Below are 18835 nucleotides of genomic sequence, written 5' to 3'. Positions count from 1 at the left end.
AGAGGCCAATATAGGAATTTACTTTCATTAATTTTCTTTAATAGGAGTAAAGTCGATTATAAATATATATTCGATGGGACTCAGTTTATATACGTAAATACCATTATTATAGATCTTACAATTTAACATTTTTTTAATAAAAGCATTTATACAGTTATTTATTATGTTTTTTAGTTATAAGGTCTTTTAATTACGTTGAAATGCATCTTTTGTTTAAGAATTTACTTACTATATATATTTACTAATTATGACTTATTTACTAATTAAAAGTAATTTTCTATATTTGACTAACCAGAACAGAACAGAACGGTTTATGAAATTTAAAATTAACTCTAACAGTGATATTCCAAAATACTTACAATTGGTTAATGCAATTAATGATGCTTTAGCTAGTAATGCTTTAACTAGTGGTGATGCTTTACCTTCTGTAAACAATGTATGTAAAGATTTTAGTTTGTCTAGAGATACCGTATTTAAAGCATATTCTATTTTAAAAGAAAATGGTGTTATAATATCTGTTCCAAATAAAGGATACTATATAGCAAATGATACCAAAAAAGTACTTCTAGTTTTAGATACTTTTAAAGCGTACAAAGAAGTTTTATATCATTCTTTTGTAAATAACTTGCCTAAAAATGTAATTGTAGATGTGCAGTTTCACCATTACAAAATAGAAAACTTTAAAACCATATTAAACAACAGCAAAGGAAAGTATTTTAAGTATGTTGTTATGAGTTTTAATGATAATGAAGTTGCCGAGGTATTGTCTAATTTTGATAATGACGACCTGCTTTTAATAGATTGGAATATACACGCAAAAGAATATAACAATTATGTATTTCAAGATTTTGGCGTTTCTTTTTCTAATGCTTTAAAAGAGGCTATCTCTAATTTAAAAAAATACAAGCGGCTGGTATTTGTGTATCCTACATTCACATTTCATCCTTTTGAAACGGTTACATATTTTAAGAAATTCTGTAAGGAAAACAATTTAGATTTTGATGTTGTATTAGATGTAAATGACTTTAAGGTTATAAATAATGAAGCTTACATAAGTGTAAGTGATAGAGTTTTAGGTAATTTTTTAGAACAGTGTAAAGATCAAAATTTGGAGCCAGGTACAGATGTAGGTTTCTTGTCTTATAATGAAACTCCAATGAAAAAATTTATATATAAAGGTATTAGCGTTGTATCTACAGATTTTAAAGCCTTAGGTTCTACAGCTGCTTCTTTCGTTACTAATGATAAGCCTTTGCAAAGCTATATTCCAACAAAATTAATATTAAGAGAATCTTTATAAGTATGTATTATATAGGGTATGATATTGGTAGTTCTTCTGTTAAAGCAGCATTGGTAGATGCAGATACAGGCAAACAAATAATTATTGTTAATGAGCCAGAAAGTGAAATGGAAATTATTGCTCATCAACCAAATTGGGCAGAACAAGATCCTAATGAATGGTGGAAACACGTTTGCAACGCTACAAAACGAGCAATTAAAGAATCTGGTATTAACGCATCTAAAATATCTGCAATAGGTATTTCTTATCAAATGCACGGTTTAGTAATTGTAGACAAAGAGTTAAAGTCATTACGTAATTCTATTATTTGGTGTGATAGTAGAGCTGTAGAAATAGGGGAAAATGCTTTTAATAAAATTGGTAAAAAAGAATGTGCAGCAAGACTTTTAAATTCACCTGCAAATTTTACGGCATCTAAACTAAAATGGGTTAGAGATAATGAACCAGATGTTTATAGTAAAATTTATAAATATATGCTTCCAGGAGATTTTATTGCAATGCAACTTACAGGGGAAGTAAACACTACAAAAAACGGATTGTCTGAAGGGATTTTGTGGGATTTTAAAAATGATGAATTGGCTTCGTTTTTATTAAATCATTATGGGATAAATGAAGGGTTAACACCAACCATTCTATCAAACTTTACAAATCAGGGTGTTGTAACTAATAATGCATCTTTAGCTTCTGGACTTCCTGTTGGTATTCCTGTAAATTACAGAGCCGGAGATCAACCAAATAATGCACTTTCTTTAAATGTATTTAATCACGGAGAGGTTGCAGTAACCGGAGGTACATCTGGTGTAGTATATGCAGTAACAAGCAATTTGCAGTCTAAAGAAACATCTAGAATTAACCATTTTGCTCACGTAAATTATACTCAAAATACGCCTGTATTAGGTAAACTCTTAAATATAAACGGTGCCGGAATTCAATACCGTTGGTTAAAACAGAATTTAGGAGCTACTAGTTATAAGGAGATGAATAAAATGGCCTCTAAAATTTCTGTAGGGTCTAATGGATTAAGTTTAATACCATTTGGTAATGGAGCAGAACGTATGTTTAATAATAAAACTATAGGGACTCATTTCTGTAATCTAAACCTAAATAAACATACAAACGCACATTTATATAGAGCAGCATTAGAAGGTATTGCTTTTTCATTTGCGTATGGTATGCAAATATTAATAGAGGATAATACAGCTATTAATGTTATTAGAGCAGGAAACGATAATTTATTTAGGTCTCAAATTTTTTCTGAAACAGTAGCTACTTTAATTGGTTATGAAATAGAAATATACAATACCACAGGCGCTGTTGGTGCAGCAAAGGCTGCGGGTGTAAAAAATGGTGATTTTACAGTATTTAAAAACAATAGCACAACTAATGATCACATAAAAACATACAAACCATTAAAAAATAAAACTCCTTATGTTTTGGCATACGAGAAATGGAAAAACGAATTAGAAATCATTTTAAAACATAAATAATATGGCATTAATTGGCAATAAAGAATATTTTAAGGGTATTGGAGACATCAAGTTTGAAGGGAAGGAGTCTACAAATCCTTTAGCGTTTAAATATTATAATCCAGACCAAATGGTAGCTGGTAAAACAATGAAAGAGCATTTTAAATTTGCTATTGCGTATTGGCATTCTTTCTGTGGTCAGGGTTCAGATCCTTTTGGGCCTGGGACTCAAAATTTTCCTTGGGACTCTTCATCAGGCCCATTACAAGCAGCAAAAGATAAAGCAGATGCTGCATTTGAGTTTATTACAAAAATGGGATTTGATTATTATTGTTTTCACGATTTTGATTTGATTAATGAAGGTTCAACTTTGGTAGAATCGGAAAAAAGAATTCATAGTATTACAGATTATCTTAAGGATAAAATGGAAGCTTCAAAAGTGAAGTTACTTTGGGGAACATCAAACTGTTTTTCTAACCCAAGGTATATGAATGGTGCTGCTACTAATCCAGATTTTAATGTGGTTGCAAGAGCAGGAGCACAGGTAAAATTAGCATTAGATACTACTATTGCTCTAAACGGAGAAAATTATGTGTTTTGGGGTGGTAGAGAAGGTTATATGTCTTTGTTAAACACAGATATGGGCAGAGAGTTAGATCATATGGCGCAGTTTTTAACTACAGCTAGGGACTATGCTAGGTCACAAGGGTTTAAAGGTACATTTTTTATAGAGCCAAAACCTATGGAGCCAATGAAACATCAATACGATTTTGATTCGGCTACTGCAATTGGCTTTTTACGTAAGTATGGTTTAGATAAAGATTTTAAAATTAATATAGAGGTAAATCACGCTACTTTGGCACAACATACTTTTCAGCATGAGTTGGAGGTTGCAGCTAACGAAGGTATGCTTGGTAGTATTGATGCAAACCGTGGTGATTACCAAAATGGTTGGGATACAGACCAATTTCCTAATAACATACAAGAAACTACAGAGGCAATGTTAGTATTTTTAAAGTCTGGAGGTTTACAAGGTGGTGGTGTTAATTTTGATGCTAAAATTCGTAGAAATTCTACAGATTTAGAAGATGTTTTTTTAGCACATATTGGTGGTGCAGATACTTTTGCTAGAGCACTGTTAACAGCAGAAAAAATTATAAATTCTTCTGCTTATGATGAGCTTAGAAAAAAACGTTATGCTTCTTTTGATACAGGAAAAGGTAAAGACTTTGAAAACGGAAAATTAAGCCTTCAAGATTTACATAAAATAGCATTAGAAAATGGTGAGCTAGATTTAAAAAGTGGCAAGCAAGAATTGTTTGAGAATATCATAAATCAATATATATAATAAAATATAACTTAAGGTGCATAAGCCGCATAAACTGGCTTTGCACCTTTTTTTATTAACAAGTACCAACCAACAACCTTAAAACTTATGAAAACCTCAACCAATACTTTATTTTTATGGAGACTAACCTTGGTAGCTACTTTAGGCGGACTCCTATTTGGTTATGATACTGCAGTAATATCTGGAACAGTAAGTTCTCTGGAACAGTTTTTTGTATTACCATTTGGGTTGTCTGAAACAGCATCTAATGTAAGACTTGGCTTTTTAGTGTCTAGTGCGCTAATAGGATGTGTTATTGGTGGTGTTTTTGGAGGTTTAATAAGTAAAATCCTTGGAAGAAAAAAAGGATTAATCTTAGCAGCTACTTTGTTTTTAATATCAGCCTTAGGTTCTGCTATGCCAGAGCTGTTTATAAAACCAATAGGAGAGGCAGACCATACTTTTATGTATATTTTTATCTTATACCGTATTATTGGAGGTATAGGTGTTGGTTTAGCGTCTATGTTATCACCTTTGTACATTGCAGAAATTGCTCCAGCTAATAAAAGAGGAAAGTTAGTTTCTATGAATCAGTTTGCTATAATTTTTGGTATGCTTATAGTTTATTTTGTAAACTATTCTATTTCAAATCAAGGAGATGAAAATTGGTTAAATACAATTGGTTGGCGTTGGATGTTTGCATCAGAAATAATACCTGCAAGCTTGTTTTTACTGTTATTGGTTTTTGTACCAGATACACCAAGATCTTTAGTTTTAAAATCTAATCCAGATAAAGCGCTAGACGTTTTAATTAAGGTTAATGGTGAGCGAGAAGCTTTACATATTTTAAATCAAATTAAAAATACGGTTACAAGTAATTCTGCTAAATTATTCTCATATGGTATACCTGTTATAATAATAGGAATATTGCTATCTGTTTTTCAGCAATTTGTAGGCATAAATGTAGTCTTGTATTATGCTCCTGAAATTTTTAAAAGTATGGGGTCAGAAACAGATACGGCTTTATTACAAACCATTATTGTTGGAGCCATAAACCTACTTTTTACAATATTAGCTATACAAACAGTAGATAAGTTTGGGAGAAAACCATTAATGATTATAGGAGCTATAAGTATGGCAGTGTCTATGTTTGCTCTAGGAACCTCTTTTTTTACAGCGTCATTAGGTGTTTTTGCATTATTGTGTATGTTAATTTATGTTGCAGGTTTTGCTATGAGTTGGGGACCTGTTGCTTGGGTTTTGTTAGCAGAAATTTTTCCTAATAATATTAGAGGTAAAGCACTTGCAGTAGCTGTTGCTGTACAATGGGTTGCTAATTATTTGGTGTCTTGGACTTTTCCTATGATGGATAAAAACAGTTATTTAATTGAAAAATTTAATCACGGTTTTGCATATTGGGTTTACGGTTTAATGGCAGTTTTGGCAGCATTTTTTGTGTGGAAATTTATACCAGAAACAAAAGGAAAAACATTGGAAGAAATGAATGATTTGTGGCGTAAAAAATAACCCATATTTTAAGTCATTCAACTTAATTTCTTGTTATAAATTTTAGCCTAAACAAAGAAATTTTTAGGTTAAAAAGCTATTAAAACACGATAAAATTCATTTGTGTTTTTTGTTCTTCATTTTCTCTTGAGCGCTCTATTATAGTACGTTCACCGATGTTTTTTACATATTTAAAAAAATCATTTTAACTTTTAATTTTTCTTGATGTTCACAAATGTAGTTGTGGCAACATTCTGATGGCGTTTTACAACAAAATATTGCAATTATGCCTACTAAATGTTCTTTTTGATAGTATTAATAATAGTGAAGTTACAAACAAATACCATCTGATGAACAAAAGAATACTTATTTTACTTTTCTTACTTCTCGGCTTTAGTTTTTCAATAAAAGCCCAATTAAGTGATCTCCATTATTTGCCCCCATTAAAGCAAGGTCAAAATAATCAAGCTGTACAACAACAGGCTGTTTATTTATCTACACCAGAACCAACAACTTTTACGGTTAATGCTTACAGAGGTACAAATACAACACCAATTGCAACGTTTAACATTTCAAATGTTAGTCCGGCTGTATACACACTTGGTAACGGAGACAACAATATTACGTTGGTTACAAATGAAAATACGGGTGTTGTATTAAACAACAGTGGTTTACGTTTTGAATCTCCTAGTGGAAATAAATTCTATGTTAATTATAGAGGTTATTCTGCAGCACAGGCCGCATCTTTAACATCTAAAGGTAGAGTTGCAATGGGAACAAGTTTTAAATGGGGAGGTATTCCTAATTTAGGACAGCACTCATCTAAATCTAATACATTAGGTATAATGGCTACAGAAGATAATACTGTGGTAGATGTATATGGTTATGATCCAGATTGTGTATTTAGAAACGGTAATGATGTAGATGGTCATACAGATAATACTTATCAGATAACATTAAACGCAAATGAGTCTTTTGTTTTTGAAGCTTACGTTGGTAACTCTCCTACTCAAGCTCAAAGAGATGGGTGGATTGGAGCATCTATTAAATCTACAAAAGATATTGTAATTAGTAATGGTGGTATGAACTTTGGTCGTCAGGCAGGTTCATCAAACCGAGATGCAGGTATAGATCAACCTGTACCAGAAAATAGATTAGGAAAAGACTATGTTTTTGTAAGAGGTAACGGTAATACAAATGGTACAACAGAGTTTCCTTTAATTATAGGAACAGCAGATAACACAAATATATATGTTAATGGAGGCACAACACCAATAGCAACAATTGATGAAGGAGAGTATTTTGAGGTGCCAAGCAGTTACTATTCTGGTAACAGTGTTGGTGCAAATATGTTTGTACAAACCTCTAAAGATGCTTATGCTTACCAATGTATGGCAGGTGCAGCAGAAGTGTATACACAAGGTTTAAACTTTGTTGCTCCTGTAAACTGTTTGCTGCCAGATAATATGGATAATATTCCTAATATTAGAAATATGGCAGGTACTACTGTAACAGGTGGTGTAACTATTATTGCGGCAACTAATACTCCAGATGCAAACATAAAAGTTTATGAAAACGGAACAGAAATAACATCTATGCCAGCTTCTGTAGCAGTTGCAGGAACATCAGACTGGAAAACATTTTTTATTCCTAACTTAGATGGTAATATAAGTGTACAATCTACAGGACCAGTAGCTGTTGGCTTTTTTGGTTATAATGGAGCCAGAGGTGTTGCAGGATATTTTTCAGGTTTTGATACAGTACCAGAAGTTATTTTAGAAATAAGAGGAGGTAGTGGTTGTTTTGTTGGATCAGAAATATATGAAGCAACAAATAATTTTGATGCTTACCAATGGTATGAAGATGGAGTACTTATACCAGGAGCAAATAGTCCTAATTATGCGCCTTCTGGAGCAGGAGAATTTTTTGTAAGAGGAACAAAAGGACCTTGTACATATGACTCTCAGCCTATCAAAGCTCTTTATTGTGACCCAGATGTTGTTTTAGACAAAACGGTAGACAAGTCTGAGATAGTAGAAGGTGAAACTGCGACCTTTACAATTAAGGTTCGTAACTTAGGTCTTGGGCCATTAACCAATCTTCAAATAACAGATAATATACCAACAGGCTTAACATTGGTATCTAACTTTACAATAACAGGTTCATTTAGTGGTAATGTTTGGAACATAGGTACACTAGATGGAGGAGAAACTGCTGAATTAGAATTAGTGGTTAGAGGAGATGAGATAGACATACTTCCTTTATTAAATTTAGTAAATACAGTAACTAACACACAAGATCAAACAGATACAAATAGAACTACAGATAGTCCAACAGCAAGAATTATTGTACATAATGATTATGATAATGATGGTGTAATTGACTCTATTGATTTAGATGACGATAATGATGGTATTTATGATTCTGTAGAGCAACTTTGTACTATATCTGGAGATGTAACTTTTGGAACTCCTTCATCAACAGTACAAGGAGGAACACCAATAACAGAAATTTTTACCAATTTTAATGATTTTTGGAGAAGTTCTTCTACAAGTATAAATAGTGTAAGACCAAACTTATCTCATGAATTATTAGCTTTTACTTCTGGCGGAACAACTTTTTCTACAGGTGTCATAGATGATGATCTTTTTGACGCTAATAGTAATGGCTTAATGGATGGTATTGACACTAATAACGATGGTTTTGCAGACTTAACCGTTTCAGAATCTAATTGGTTAGGGTTAACGCCTTCTAATAATATTTTTGGAGAAATGACTATAGAGGGTAGTCTTAACGATGGTGATGTAAATAATGCTTTAGGTTTAACAGTAGTAGGGGACCCTACAACAGACCCACTAAACCCTTTATTAACTAACGGTCAAAATAGTTTAGATTTAGGTACAGCAATTGCAAATATTGGAAATAACTGGACCTATGAAATAGATCCGATTGTAGCAGCTACAGTTGGTGATGGTATTCCTGATATTTTATTAACACAAGTTGCACAACCAGGTGGTGCAGGGCATATTATTAGTTTGTACGATGCTACAGGTGCTCCTTTAGGTAATGCTGTACAAATACAAGCTTCAGGTAGTGGAGCATTATCTACAGTAGTTGGGGCTTATAATTTAGATGTCTATTACCCAAATGGTAGCGTTTTCTTTGCAAACACAACCAGAGAATATCGTTTAGCTACTATTGAATTATCTGAATTTGGTATACCAGCTAGCAGTATAAGTGATGTTGCATTTTTACGTTTAGAATTATCTAGTGATGCAGACATTGCTTTTTTAGCTTACAATACAGACTCATTCTCTGGATTTTGTGCTAATTTAGATACAGACGGCGATGGTATTCCAGATCACCTAGACTTAGATAGTGATGGTGATGGGTGTAGTGATGCTAACGAATACTATAAAGATGATAATGCAGATGGAGGTGATGATGGTGTTTATGGTGTAGGAACACCTGCTGTAGACCCTACAGACGGTACAGTAATTGCTGCTTCATACACACAGGTTTTTGCTCCAGAAATTTTATTAGAAAATACAGTTGAAGATTTATCTGGTACCGATATTAATGGTGATGCAGTTAGCTTAGGGCAAACAATGCAGTATGTACTTCGTTTTCAAAATACAGGAGATGATGATGCTACAAATTATACTATTAGAAATATACTACCAGAGAATGTTATTTTAGACGGAGTAGATTTTTCTGGTGCTCCAGGAGCATCTTATACAGAAGATGTTGCTAATCACACATTAAACTTTACTATTCCAAATAGCTTAGTAGAAGTAGGAGATCCAGAATATATTATAAGAATAAAAGTATCAATTACAGCCAATTGTTCTGAGTTTGTAGCAGCTTGTTCTTCAACATTAGAAAACATAGCATACTCTACTTACCAAGGTACAGTAAATACAAATACTTTTTCAGATGAGGGTGGTGCAACTTCTATAGGAGCTTGTACAAGAGATCCAGAAGTGGCTAGTAATTCAATTTTAGATGATTTAGCAGCATGTAACCAAGCAAGAACAGTACAATTGTGTGGAGATGATGTTGTTTTGTCTGCAGGTACTGGTTTTACGGCTTACAACTGGGTATTAGATAATAATGATAACGGCATTGTAGATTCTGGTGATACGGTATTAAATGATGGTGATCCAGATACAGATCCTAGTACATACTTAACAACTGTTATTGGTAATTTTATTGTAGAAAAAACAGGAGATGCTACTTGCCCTAATTTAATAGAGCGTATAAAAGTAGAACGTTTTGGTACTACGCAAACAAACCCTGTATTAGACTATTTTAATTTTGTAAATAGTGATGCTAACCCAGATAATGATATGCAAGGTGAAATAGCTACTTGTCCTATAGACGGTAGTTTATTACCTAAAATATATTTATGTGGTGCAGCAGATGAGGCTACAATACAGTTAGGTATTACAGATGCAGAAAGTATTACTTGGGAAAAATTAGATGATACTAGTTGTTCTGATGCTGGTGATGACTGTGCAAATAAAAATGGAACCTGTACTTGGAATGCTGTATCTAATGTAGATAACTATACAGCTACAGAAAGCGGAGAATATAGAGTTGTTGTTCGTTACTCAGGTGGTTGTTTTAGTCGTTTTTACTTTACAGTTTTTAAAAATGAATTAGATATAGAATTTACATCTAAAAATATCTTATGTGATACAGATGGTAACATAAGAGTAACTAATGTAGGTGCTGGTTACGGTTTTCAGTTGGTAGACGGAATTAGTGGTGCAGTAGTTGTTCCTTTTTCAGCTAACAACGGACCAAACTTTGATATTGCTACAATTGGTACATATAGAGTGCAAGCAACACAATTAAACCCAGCAGATAATACACCTATAGAAGGTGCTTGTATTTTTGAAACTGAAGATATAGGTATTAGGGAAGATATTTTTACTGTTAATATAACTACAACTCCAGAAGATTGTAATACGGGTGGTACAATATCAGTACAAGTAACTAACGCATTACCAAATTACGGTTACGAACTTCGTTTAGATGATGGGTCTAATGGAGGTGATGGTTCTCCATTACGTAACCATCCAACTGTGAATGATAATACATATGAGTTTACAGGTGTTTCACCAGGAGATTATATTGTAATTACAACTACACAAGATGGTTGTTTAAATTCACAAGATATAACAGTAGGTGAAATAGAAGAGCTTAAGTTAGGTGCCGTTACTACAGAAAATATTACTTGTACAGCCGGTGTTGTAAACTTAACTCCTACGGGAGGTTTACCTAGCCCTGTATATGAAATGGCTATTTGGAGTAAAGACGGAGTAGCATTATATGCCGATGAAGCTTCTATTCCAGATTCAGCCTTTACAGAAAGTACTACTTTCTTATTTGGATACAGAGGTGCGCCATTAACTTATTTTGATAATGAGGAAGGTGAGTACACTTTTATAGTAAGAGATAAGAATGGATGTTATGCTACGTCTGTTCCTGTTATTGTTGAAGATTTAGGAACTCCAGAAATAACAGCAACACATAGTACAATTACCTGTGCAGATTCTGCAACATCTACACTAACAGTTAATGTTACAGGAGGTACAGCACCTTACAGATATAGTCTAGATGGTGGTACAAATTACCAAACAGTAAACACATTTAATAATTTAGCTGCAGGTATTTATACCATTACAGTTATGGATTCTAGCGGAGCTACTATAGACACAGGTTGTGAGGTAAGCGAAGATTATGAAATAGACCAACCTTTTAGGTTATCTGCTTCTGCATCTATTATAGAAGACGCTTCTTGTAACCCGGCTGGAGCCTTAATAAAAATATTAAATCCTAACGGAGGAGATGGTACATACGAGTATAGTTTTAACGGCGGTACAAGCTTTAGTGCTACAGATACAGCTAATTTAGCTCCTGGAGATTATGAACTAGTTTTAAGAGATGGTTTAGGTTGTACTTACGAAATGGAAATTACAGTTCCAGATCCAATTACGGCACCAACATTTTCTAGTAGTGTTACGTATGACTGTATTGGAGATGGTACAATAACTATGACACCGTCTAACACAACAGACTTTAGCTATATTTATAAGTTAAATACAATAGACAATACACCACCAAGCAATAATGTATTTGCAGGAGTTGGTAATGGTAGTTATACGGTTACTGTAGACTATGCAAGTGTATTAACTGCTGGTCAGTCTACATTGTTCTATGAGAGTTTTGGAGCAGGTGCTACTACACAAATAGCAGAAATAGGATCCGATTATTGTTATGAACCGCAAAGTGGAGCAGAAACAGCTTGTAACCGTGGTCCGGCTGGTATTTTAGTAAATGGTGAGTACACAGTTACTAACACTGTTACCAATCCGGTTCCTAGCTTCAGAAGCCCTAACGACCATACAGGTTTAACAGACGGTCGTTTTTTAGCTATAGATGTTAGTACATTTTCAGATGTATATGCAGCTCCAGTTTTAAACGGTGTTTTATGGTCTAGAAACGGAATAGAAGTATTAGCTAACCAAGATATTACTTTTTCATTATGGGCATATAACTTAATGCAAGTAGGTAGCAGCGGTAATAACCCAGAAATGACAATAGAATTAGTAGATGGTTCTGGTACTGTTATTTCTAGTGTAGCAACTGCAGAAATACCTAAAAATACAAGTGCAGACGACTGGCATAACCGTACGGTTACTTTTAACCCAGGAGCTAATACAACTGTAGGTATTGTTATACGTAATAACGTAAATAGTAATGATGGTAACGATTTAATAATAGATGACCTTAGAGCTACACAAGCACCAGAAGCTTGTGCGCAATCTGCAGATGTTACTGTTGTAGTAGAAGATAATAAAGAGTTTAGTGCAGCATTACTAGGAACAAAAGATCCTAATTGTAATGGTGGTTCAGATGGTAATATCCGTTTTGAGGTTTCTAATTTTGATGCAGCAACAGGATTTGAATATTCTGTAGATGGAGGTACAAACTGGGTAACATCTTTAACATCACCAGTAACAACAGCATCTAATTTAGCAGATGGTGCATACAATGTACTTATTAGAAAAGTAAGCGATAATGCTTGTGTTACAGATATTGATGCGACATTAACAGATCCAGCAGCAATAGTACCAAGTTTAAGTGAGACTTCTGCATATACTTGTTTTAACACAGGCGCAACATTAACAGCTTCTGCTACAGGTGGTTCTCCAGGTTATGAATATCAGTTAGAAAGAGCTGCTGATAATTTTATAATTAGAGCATACCAAACAGATGTTAACTTTGTAAATGTTACAGAAGGAGATTATGTAGTTCGTGTTAAGGATGATAAAGGTTGTGAGCTTGCTTCAACAGTAGCTGTAACAGTAGATAAATTTGAAGATATAGATTTTGATTTAACTGCTACATCTTGTTATGATGGTGCAAACAACGCTACTGTAACTGTTACAGTTACAAGTGGTAATGGCGACTACAATTTTAGAATAAATGGAGGTGCTTGGATTACTCCAACCCCATCAACTTCTAATACGCATACATTTACAGGTTTACCAAATGGTAGTTATGATATTGAAGTTACAGATGCTTTTGGATGTGTATCAGTATTAAAAACAATAGTTATACAACCAAACTTAAATGCAACTGTAAATGTTGTAGATGTAAGTTCTTGTGCAGATGGTAGTATAACCGTAGATGCTAGAGGTGGAGATGGTAATTTAGCTTATGCTTTTGTACCAGCAACAACTCCTGTTACTGCAGCAGATTTTTCAGGAACAGATACATTTGCTGTAGCAGCAGCAGATGCAGGTAGTTATGATGTGTATGTTTGGGACAATGGAGCGTCAGATCCTCATTGTGAGTATATGGAAACTGTTACAGTGAACCCAGCAACACCTTTAACTTTTACAGCTGATCCAACAGATCCTGATTGTTATAATGGTTTAGGAACAATAGCGGTACAAATAACTTCTGGTATTGCACCTTATACCTACGAGATTGTAGATATAGATAACGCTGGTGCCTCTAACGAGACAGTTACCAATGTAATTAACAACACCAAAACATTTTACAACTTAGCACCAGGAAATTATACAATTAATATTACTGATGCTAGTGGTTGTACAGTAACAACTACTCCTAATGTAACCATTAATAACCCTGATGAGTTGACGGCAGATATTATAGGTATTACACCTGTTACTTGTACAGGTACTGCTAGTGATTTTGGTTTTAGATTTGATGCTTATCCATCTACTTTAGGAACTATAGAATTTAGTGCAGATGGTGGTGCTACCTGGACTGCAGATAACTCTGTACCTGGAACGACAGATAGGTTAACTGGTTATTTATCTGGAGATAGCGTTTACCCTTCTATGAGAACGGTAGATGGTTCTGGAAATACAATTTGTCAAACAGATTTTCCAAGGTATACAATTCCTTATCCTTTAGATAATTTAGATATTACGATAGATGCTGTTGTTGTAAATTGTAATGAGTTACAAGTTAAAGTACAAGGTTCTGAGGGTACTCCGGGTTATGAGTATGCAATTTCTGAAGATCCAGCAAACTTTAACCCTGCTGCTGCTACTTGGATAGCTGGTGGGTCAGTAAATGATTCTTCTGGATCTGCTGTACCGGTTACAGCAGGGCACGGTAATTACTTGTGGACAGGCTTAACTCCTGGTAGAACATATGTTTTTTATGTGCGTGATTTTAACGGTTGTGTTCGTCAGAGTGATGTGAATGTAAATGATATTGTAGATCCACTTCCTTTAGATGTAGATTTTACATCTACTCCTTCTTGTGATGGAGCAGATAATGCAACAATAGATTTTACAATTACAGATAATGATCTCCCTTTTGGATCACAATACAGATGGGAATTGTACAATATAGCAGGTAACATTATTAGATCTAGTGGTAATGGTACTACTCCTGGTATGGCAGGTACTATAGTTACTTTTGATAGTAATTTACAAATAACCAATTTGGTGCCAGATGAATATTACATTGTAGTAACAGAAATTGATGGTGCTACAGATACGTGTATATCTGCATCAGAGAATGTGCTGTTAGAAGAATTAGAACCTATTACTGCTACTTTAAGAAAATTAGAAGATATTGCTTGTGACACTCCTGGACTTATTGCAGTAGAGAGTATCACAGGTGGTGGCGGTACATATACATTTACTCTTACAGATCCTTCTGCAACAGTAATTGCTACTGGTACACCAGATAATCCTTTAGAAATTCCTGCTGGTTCTGTAGCAGGTAATTATACTGTTAGTATTAGTGACCAATATGGTTGTGATTATCCTTTAGGAACAATTAATATGTTATTAGCTGCTAATCCAACAATTGATGGTATTGAAGTTGATAACTGTAGTACATCTACAACGGTAACAGTGAATACAACTATTGGAGATTCATCAACTTTAGTTTACTCTATAGATGGCGGTGCAAATTACGTTTCTAACGGAGGTGTATTTACAAATGTAGCTGTGGGCAACTATACTATTTTTGTAAAAGATGGTAATGGGTGTATAGATTCTAGCACTGTAGATGTTTATCCTTCATTGCAGGCGTCTGCTACTCTAGAAGAAAGTTTAGGTTGCACCAATGATGCCGAGATTTTAATAAAGGCAACAGATGGATCTGGTAATTATGAATATAGAATTGTTAACTCTTCTGCCACTGAAATTGTAGCTAGAACAGGTTTCACAACTTCAGTAAATGCAGTAGTAACAACTGCAGATACCTATACTGTAACTGTATATGACACTTATTCTGTTCCAGAATGTTTAAGACAATTTACAGTTGTAGTTGCACCAGCAATACAGCCTAACTTTACAGCTACGCCAACAGACGTAACTTGTAATGGTAGTGCAGATGGTGTTATTAAAATTACCGAAGTAAATAATGGTAATAACCCATTAACATATACAATATCACCAGCAGCAACTTATGATCCAGTTACAAATTCGTTCTCTGGTTTATCTGCAGGATCTTATGATGTTACAGGTACAGGGCCAAACGGTTGTGTAACTACTAGAACATCTGTAGTGGTAGGTGAGCCAAATGTAGTAGCGTTTGCTACACCAGTTGTTAACCAATTTGGTTGTACATCAGATAATACTGCAAACAATGCAACTATTGTTTTAGATGAAACTAGTATAATAGGAGGTAGTACTACTTACGTTCGTTATGAGTTTGAAGATGTAGCTACTGGTACTGTATTGCAAAGTGGTACAAATGCAACATATAACTATACAGAATTTGCCGGAGGAGATGTTATTGTTCGTGTTATTGATGATAAAGGTTGTAGTGCAGAGCAAACAGTTACAGTGTTAGCATACAATCAATTGCTAACGGCCAATGCTGTTGTAACAGACGCAATAGCTTGTTCTAATGCCGGCGAAGATATTAGGGTAGATGTTACAGGTAGCATTACAAGTTATACTACTGGTGCTAACCCTGGTGATTATCAATTTACATTATTGCCAAGTGGTACACCTCAAGCATCTAATTTGTTTGCAGATTTACAACCAGGTACGCATACTATATTAATAGAAAATACAACTACTGGTTGTCAAATAACTACAGAGCACATTGTAGCAGAGCCTAATACTTTTGATGTTCATGTTGAGATAGTATCTGATGTTATTTGTTTTGGTACTGAAGGACTAGTTAGGTTAACTATAAGTGATGCCACTTATACAGGAGGATTTACATACAGAATTTATGAAACTAATAATACACCAGCAGATCCTTTAGATGATGGTATGGCTATTAGAAGTGGTAGTTCTGCAGATTTTGGACCTACTGCACCTATAAACCTAGACGCTGGTAATTACAGAGTAGAGGTAATACAAGATGGTTTCCCAGATTGTACTCAAAATAGATTGTTTAATGTAAAGTCTCCAAGTGCTGCTTTAGCATTAGATCCTATAGCTACAGAGGATGTTGGCTGTACAAATGATATGGGTACGGCAAATATTAAACCAACAGGAGGTTTAGCTCCATATACAATTTCTATTGTAAATAATGTTACTCTGGCTACAGAAACAGTAAGTGGTGTTAACTCATACTTATTCCAAAACTTAGCTGCAGGCCAATACACCGTTACTGTAGATGATGCTCTGGGATGTTCTAACACTTTCTCTAATGCGTTTAATTTGGTAGTTCCAGATCCTATTTCAGGAACAATTACAAACACAGATTTAGTTTGTTATGGAGATTCTGATGCAACAGTAACGTTAACTGTAAACCCAAGAAATGTTACTACTACTTACAAGTATGTATTAAATAAATACACAGATGCTAGTGGTAGTACATTAGAAACAAGTAGTGTTAGTCAGTCTGCAGACACATTTGGTAATTTAAGTGCAGGTTTCTATAGTATAAGTGTTGTAGATGCTATGTACTGTGACTTTGAATCTTCAATTATAGAAATTGTAGATCCACTAGAGCCAAATGCTAGCTTGGCTACAGAAACATCATTAGGTTGTACTACAGGTGCAGCATTAGAGTTGTCTGCTACAGGTGGTACTGCTCCTTATACTTGGAGTACAGATGGTGTAACGTTTACAGCAATGAACAATGCAAACGGTCCAGGAACGCACGTATTTACTGGTCTTTCAGATGGTACGTATCAATATTATGTTAGAGATAATTTTAACTGTATCTCTACTGTATCTAATGTTGTTGTTATAGATCCAATTGCACCTTTAACACTTGTTGTAGATGAAAGTGCAGCGGTTATTAATTGTAACGGAGAAAGTACAGCTGTAATTACTGCTAAAGCAGATGGCGGATTAGGTAACTATGAATACGGATTATTTACAGACGCTACGTTAACTAATCAAGTTAGAGCATACCAAACCTCTGAAATATTTGCAAACTTACCAATGGGTACGTACTATGTAAATGTACAGAGTCAGGATTGTGAAACATTATCAAGTGTAATAAATATAACAGAACCAACACCATTAAATGTAGTACCAGATATTACAAATGTGAGTTGTAATGGTGATGATGATGGTAGTATTGTATTAAATGTAACTGGTGGTACAGGTAATTATCAATATGCAATATCTCCAGATCTTAATAGATTTGATGATGAAAATATGTTTGATGAGCTTGTTGCTGGTGATTACAGTGTAATTGTACAAGATGAAAATGGATGTTTTGATCTTATAGAGTTTACAATTACCGAACCAGTAGAGTTACAAATGAGTTTAGCATCTACACCAGAAATTTGTGCAGGTGAAGAAGATGGTACAATTACAGTAACTGTAACTGGAGGCACAGCGCCATACAGTACTAGTATAAATAGTAATGCTGATGCAGATTTTGTAGAGGGCAAAATGACGTATACAGATTTAGCAGCCAATAGTTATGTAATTTTTGTTAAAGATGCTATGGGTTGTATTACTAATGAAATTGTAGAAATTGCAGCAGGTGCAAACCTAACAGCATCGGCTGAGGTTATGTACGAGTGTACTGGTGATACTCCAAATAACAGTGTTGCTATAATTTTTGAAGATCCAACAGTTACAGCAGATGTACTGTATGGTTTAGATACTACAGACCCAGCGTTAATGGTATTAGATCCAGACTTTACAAACTTGTCTCCTGGTATGCATTATATTACTATTGCACACGCTAATGGATGTGTAAACACGGTAGATTTTGAAATAGAAGACTTTACACCATTACAACTAATTGCAGAGCAGCAAAGTATTAATGAAATTACAGCTTTAGCAACTGGTGGTAAACCAGGGTATACATACTACTTTAACGATGTTAATAATGGAGATGATAATACATTTTACATTAAAAAGACAGATACGTATACAGTAAGAGTTGTAGATGAAAACGGATGTGAATCTATACAAACCATATTTATGGAATTTATAGATATTGAAATTCCTAATTTCTTTACACCAGATGGTGATGGTCAAAACGATTTTTGGATACCTAAAAACATAGATCAGTTCCCAGATATTTATATTACTATTTTTGACCGTTATGGTAGAGAAGTATATAAATTAGAGGATAATGAACAAGGTTGGGATGGTTTATACCAAAATACAAATTTACCAACGGGTGATTATTGGTATGTTATTAAATTAAATGGTGAAAGTGACGAAAGAGAATTTATGGGTCACTTTACATTATACAGATAAGCAATTTTTAAATTATATTAACCCTTCTAAATTTTTAGAA

General features: G+C 34.1%; 5 protein-coding genes. All 5 read left to right on the top strand.

From position 1 onward, the window contains the following. The first annotated feature begins 313 nt into the window (after positions 1 to 313). The 5 genes from Q4487_RS03530 (at position 314) to Q4487_RS03510 (ending at position 18795) form a co-directional block, all read left to right on the top strand. Complete coding sequence (locus Q4487_RS03530) at positions 314 to 1300, top strand: GntR family transcriptional regulator (RefSeq protein ID WP_303541704.1); 987 nt, start codon at positions 314 to 316, stop codon at positions 1298 to 1300. 2 nt (positions 1301 to 1302) lie between these two features. Then, positions 1303 to 2787, top strand: a complete 1485-nt coding sequence (locus Q4487_RS03525) for a xylulokinase (RefSeq protein WP_303541706.1) — start codon at positions 1303 to 1305, stop codon at positions 2785 to 2787. Between the two features lies 1 nt (position 2788). Further along, a complete protein-coding gene (xylA, locus tag Q4487_RS03520; RefSeq protein WP_303541708.1) occupies positions 2789 to 4114 on the top strand; it encodes a xylose isomerase in 1326 nt (441 codons plus the stop codon). Positions 4115 to 4168: 54 nt separating this feature from the next. Further along, the gene (xylE, locus tag Q4487_RS03515) at positions 4169 to 5620 is read left to right on the top strand and encodes a D-xylose transporter XylE (RefSeq protein WP_303541920.1); all 1452 of its coding nucleotides are present in this window, start codon (positions 4169 to 4171) and stop codon (positions 5618 to 5620) included. Between the two features lie 413 nt (positions 5621 to 6033). Next, positions 6034 to 18795 carry a T9SS type B sorting domain-containing protein gene (locus Q4487_RS03510; RefSeq protein WP_303541710.1) on the top strand — a complete coding sequence of 4254 codons (12762 nt, stop codon included), beginning with the start codon at positions 6034 to 6036 and terminating at the stop codon, positions 18793 to 18795. Positions 18796 to 18835: the final 40 nt, after the last annotated feature.

The sequence above is a fragment of the Cellulophaga sp. 3_MG-2023 genome (genome assembly GCF_030546975.1).
Lineage (GTDB): Bacteria > Bacteroidota > Bacteroidia > Flavobacteriales > Flavobacteriaceae > Cellulophaga.
This window is presented reverse-complemented; position numbering and strand designations above follow the sequence as displayed.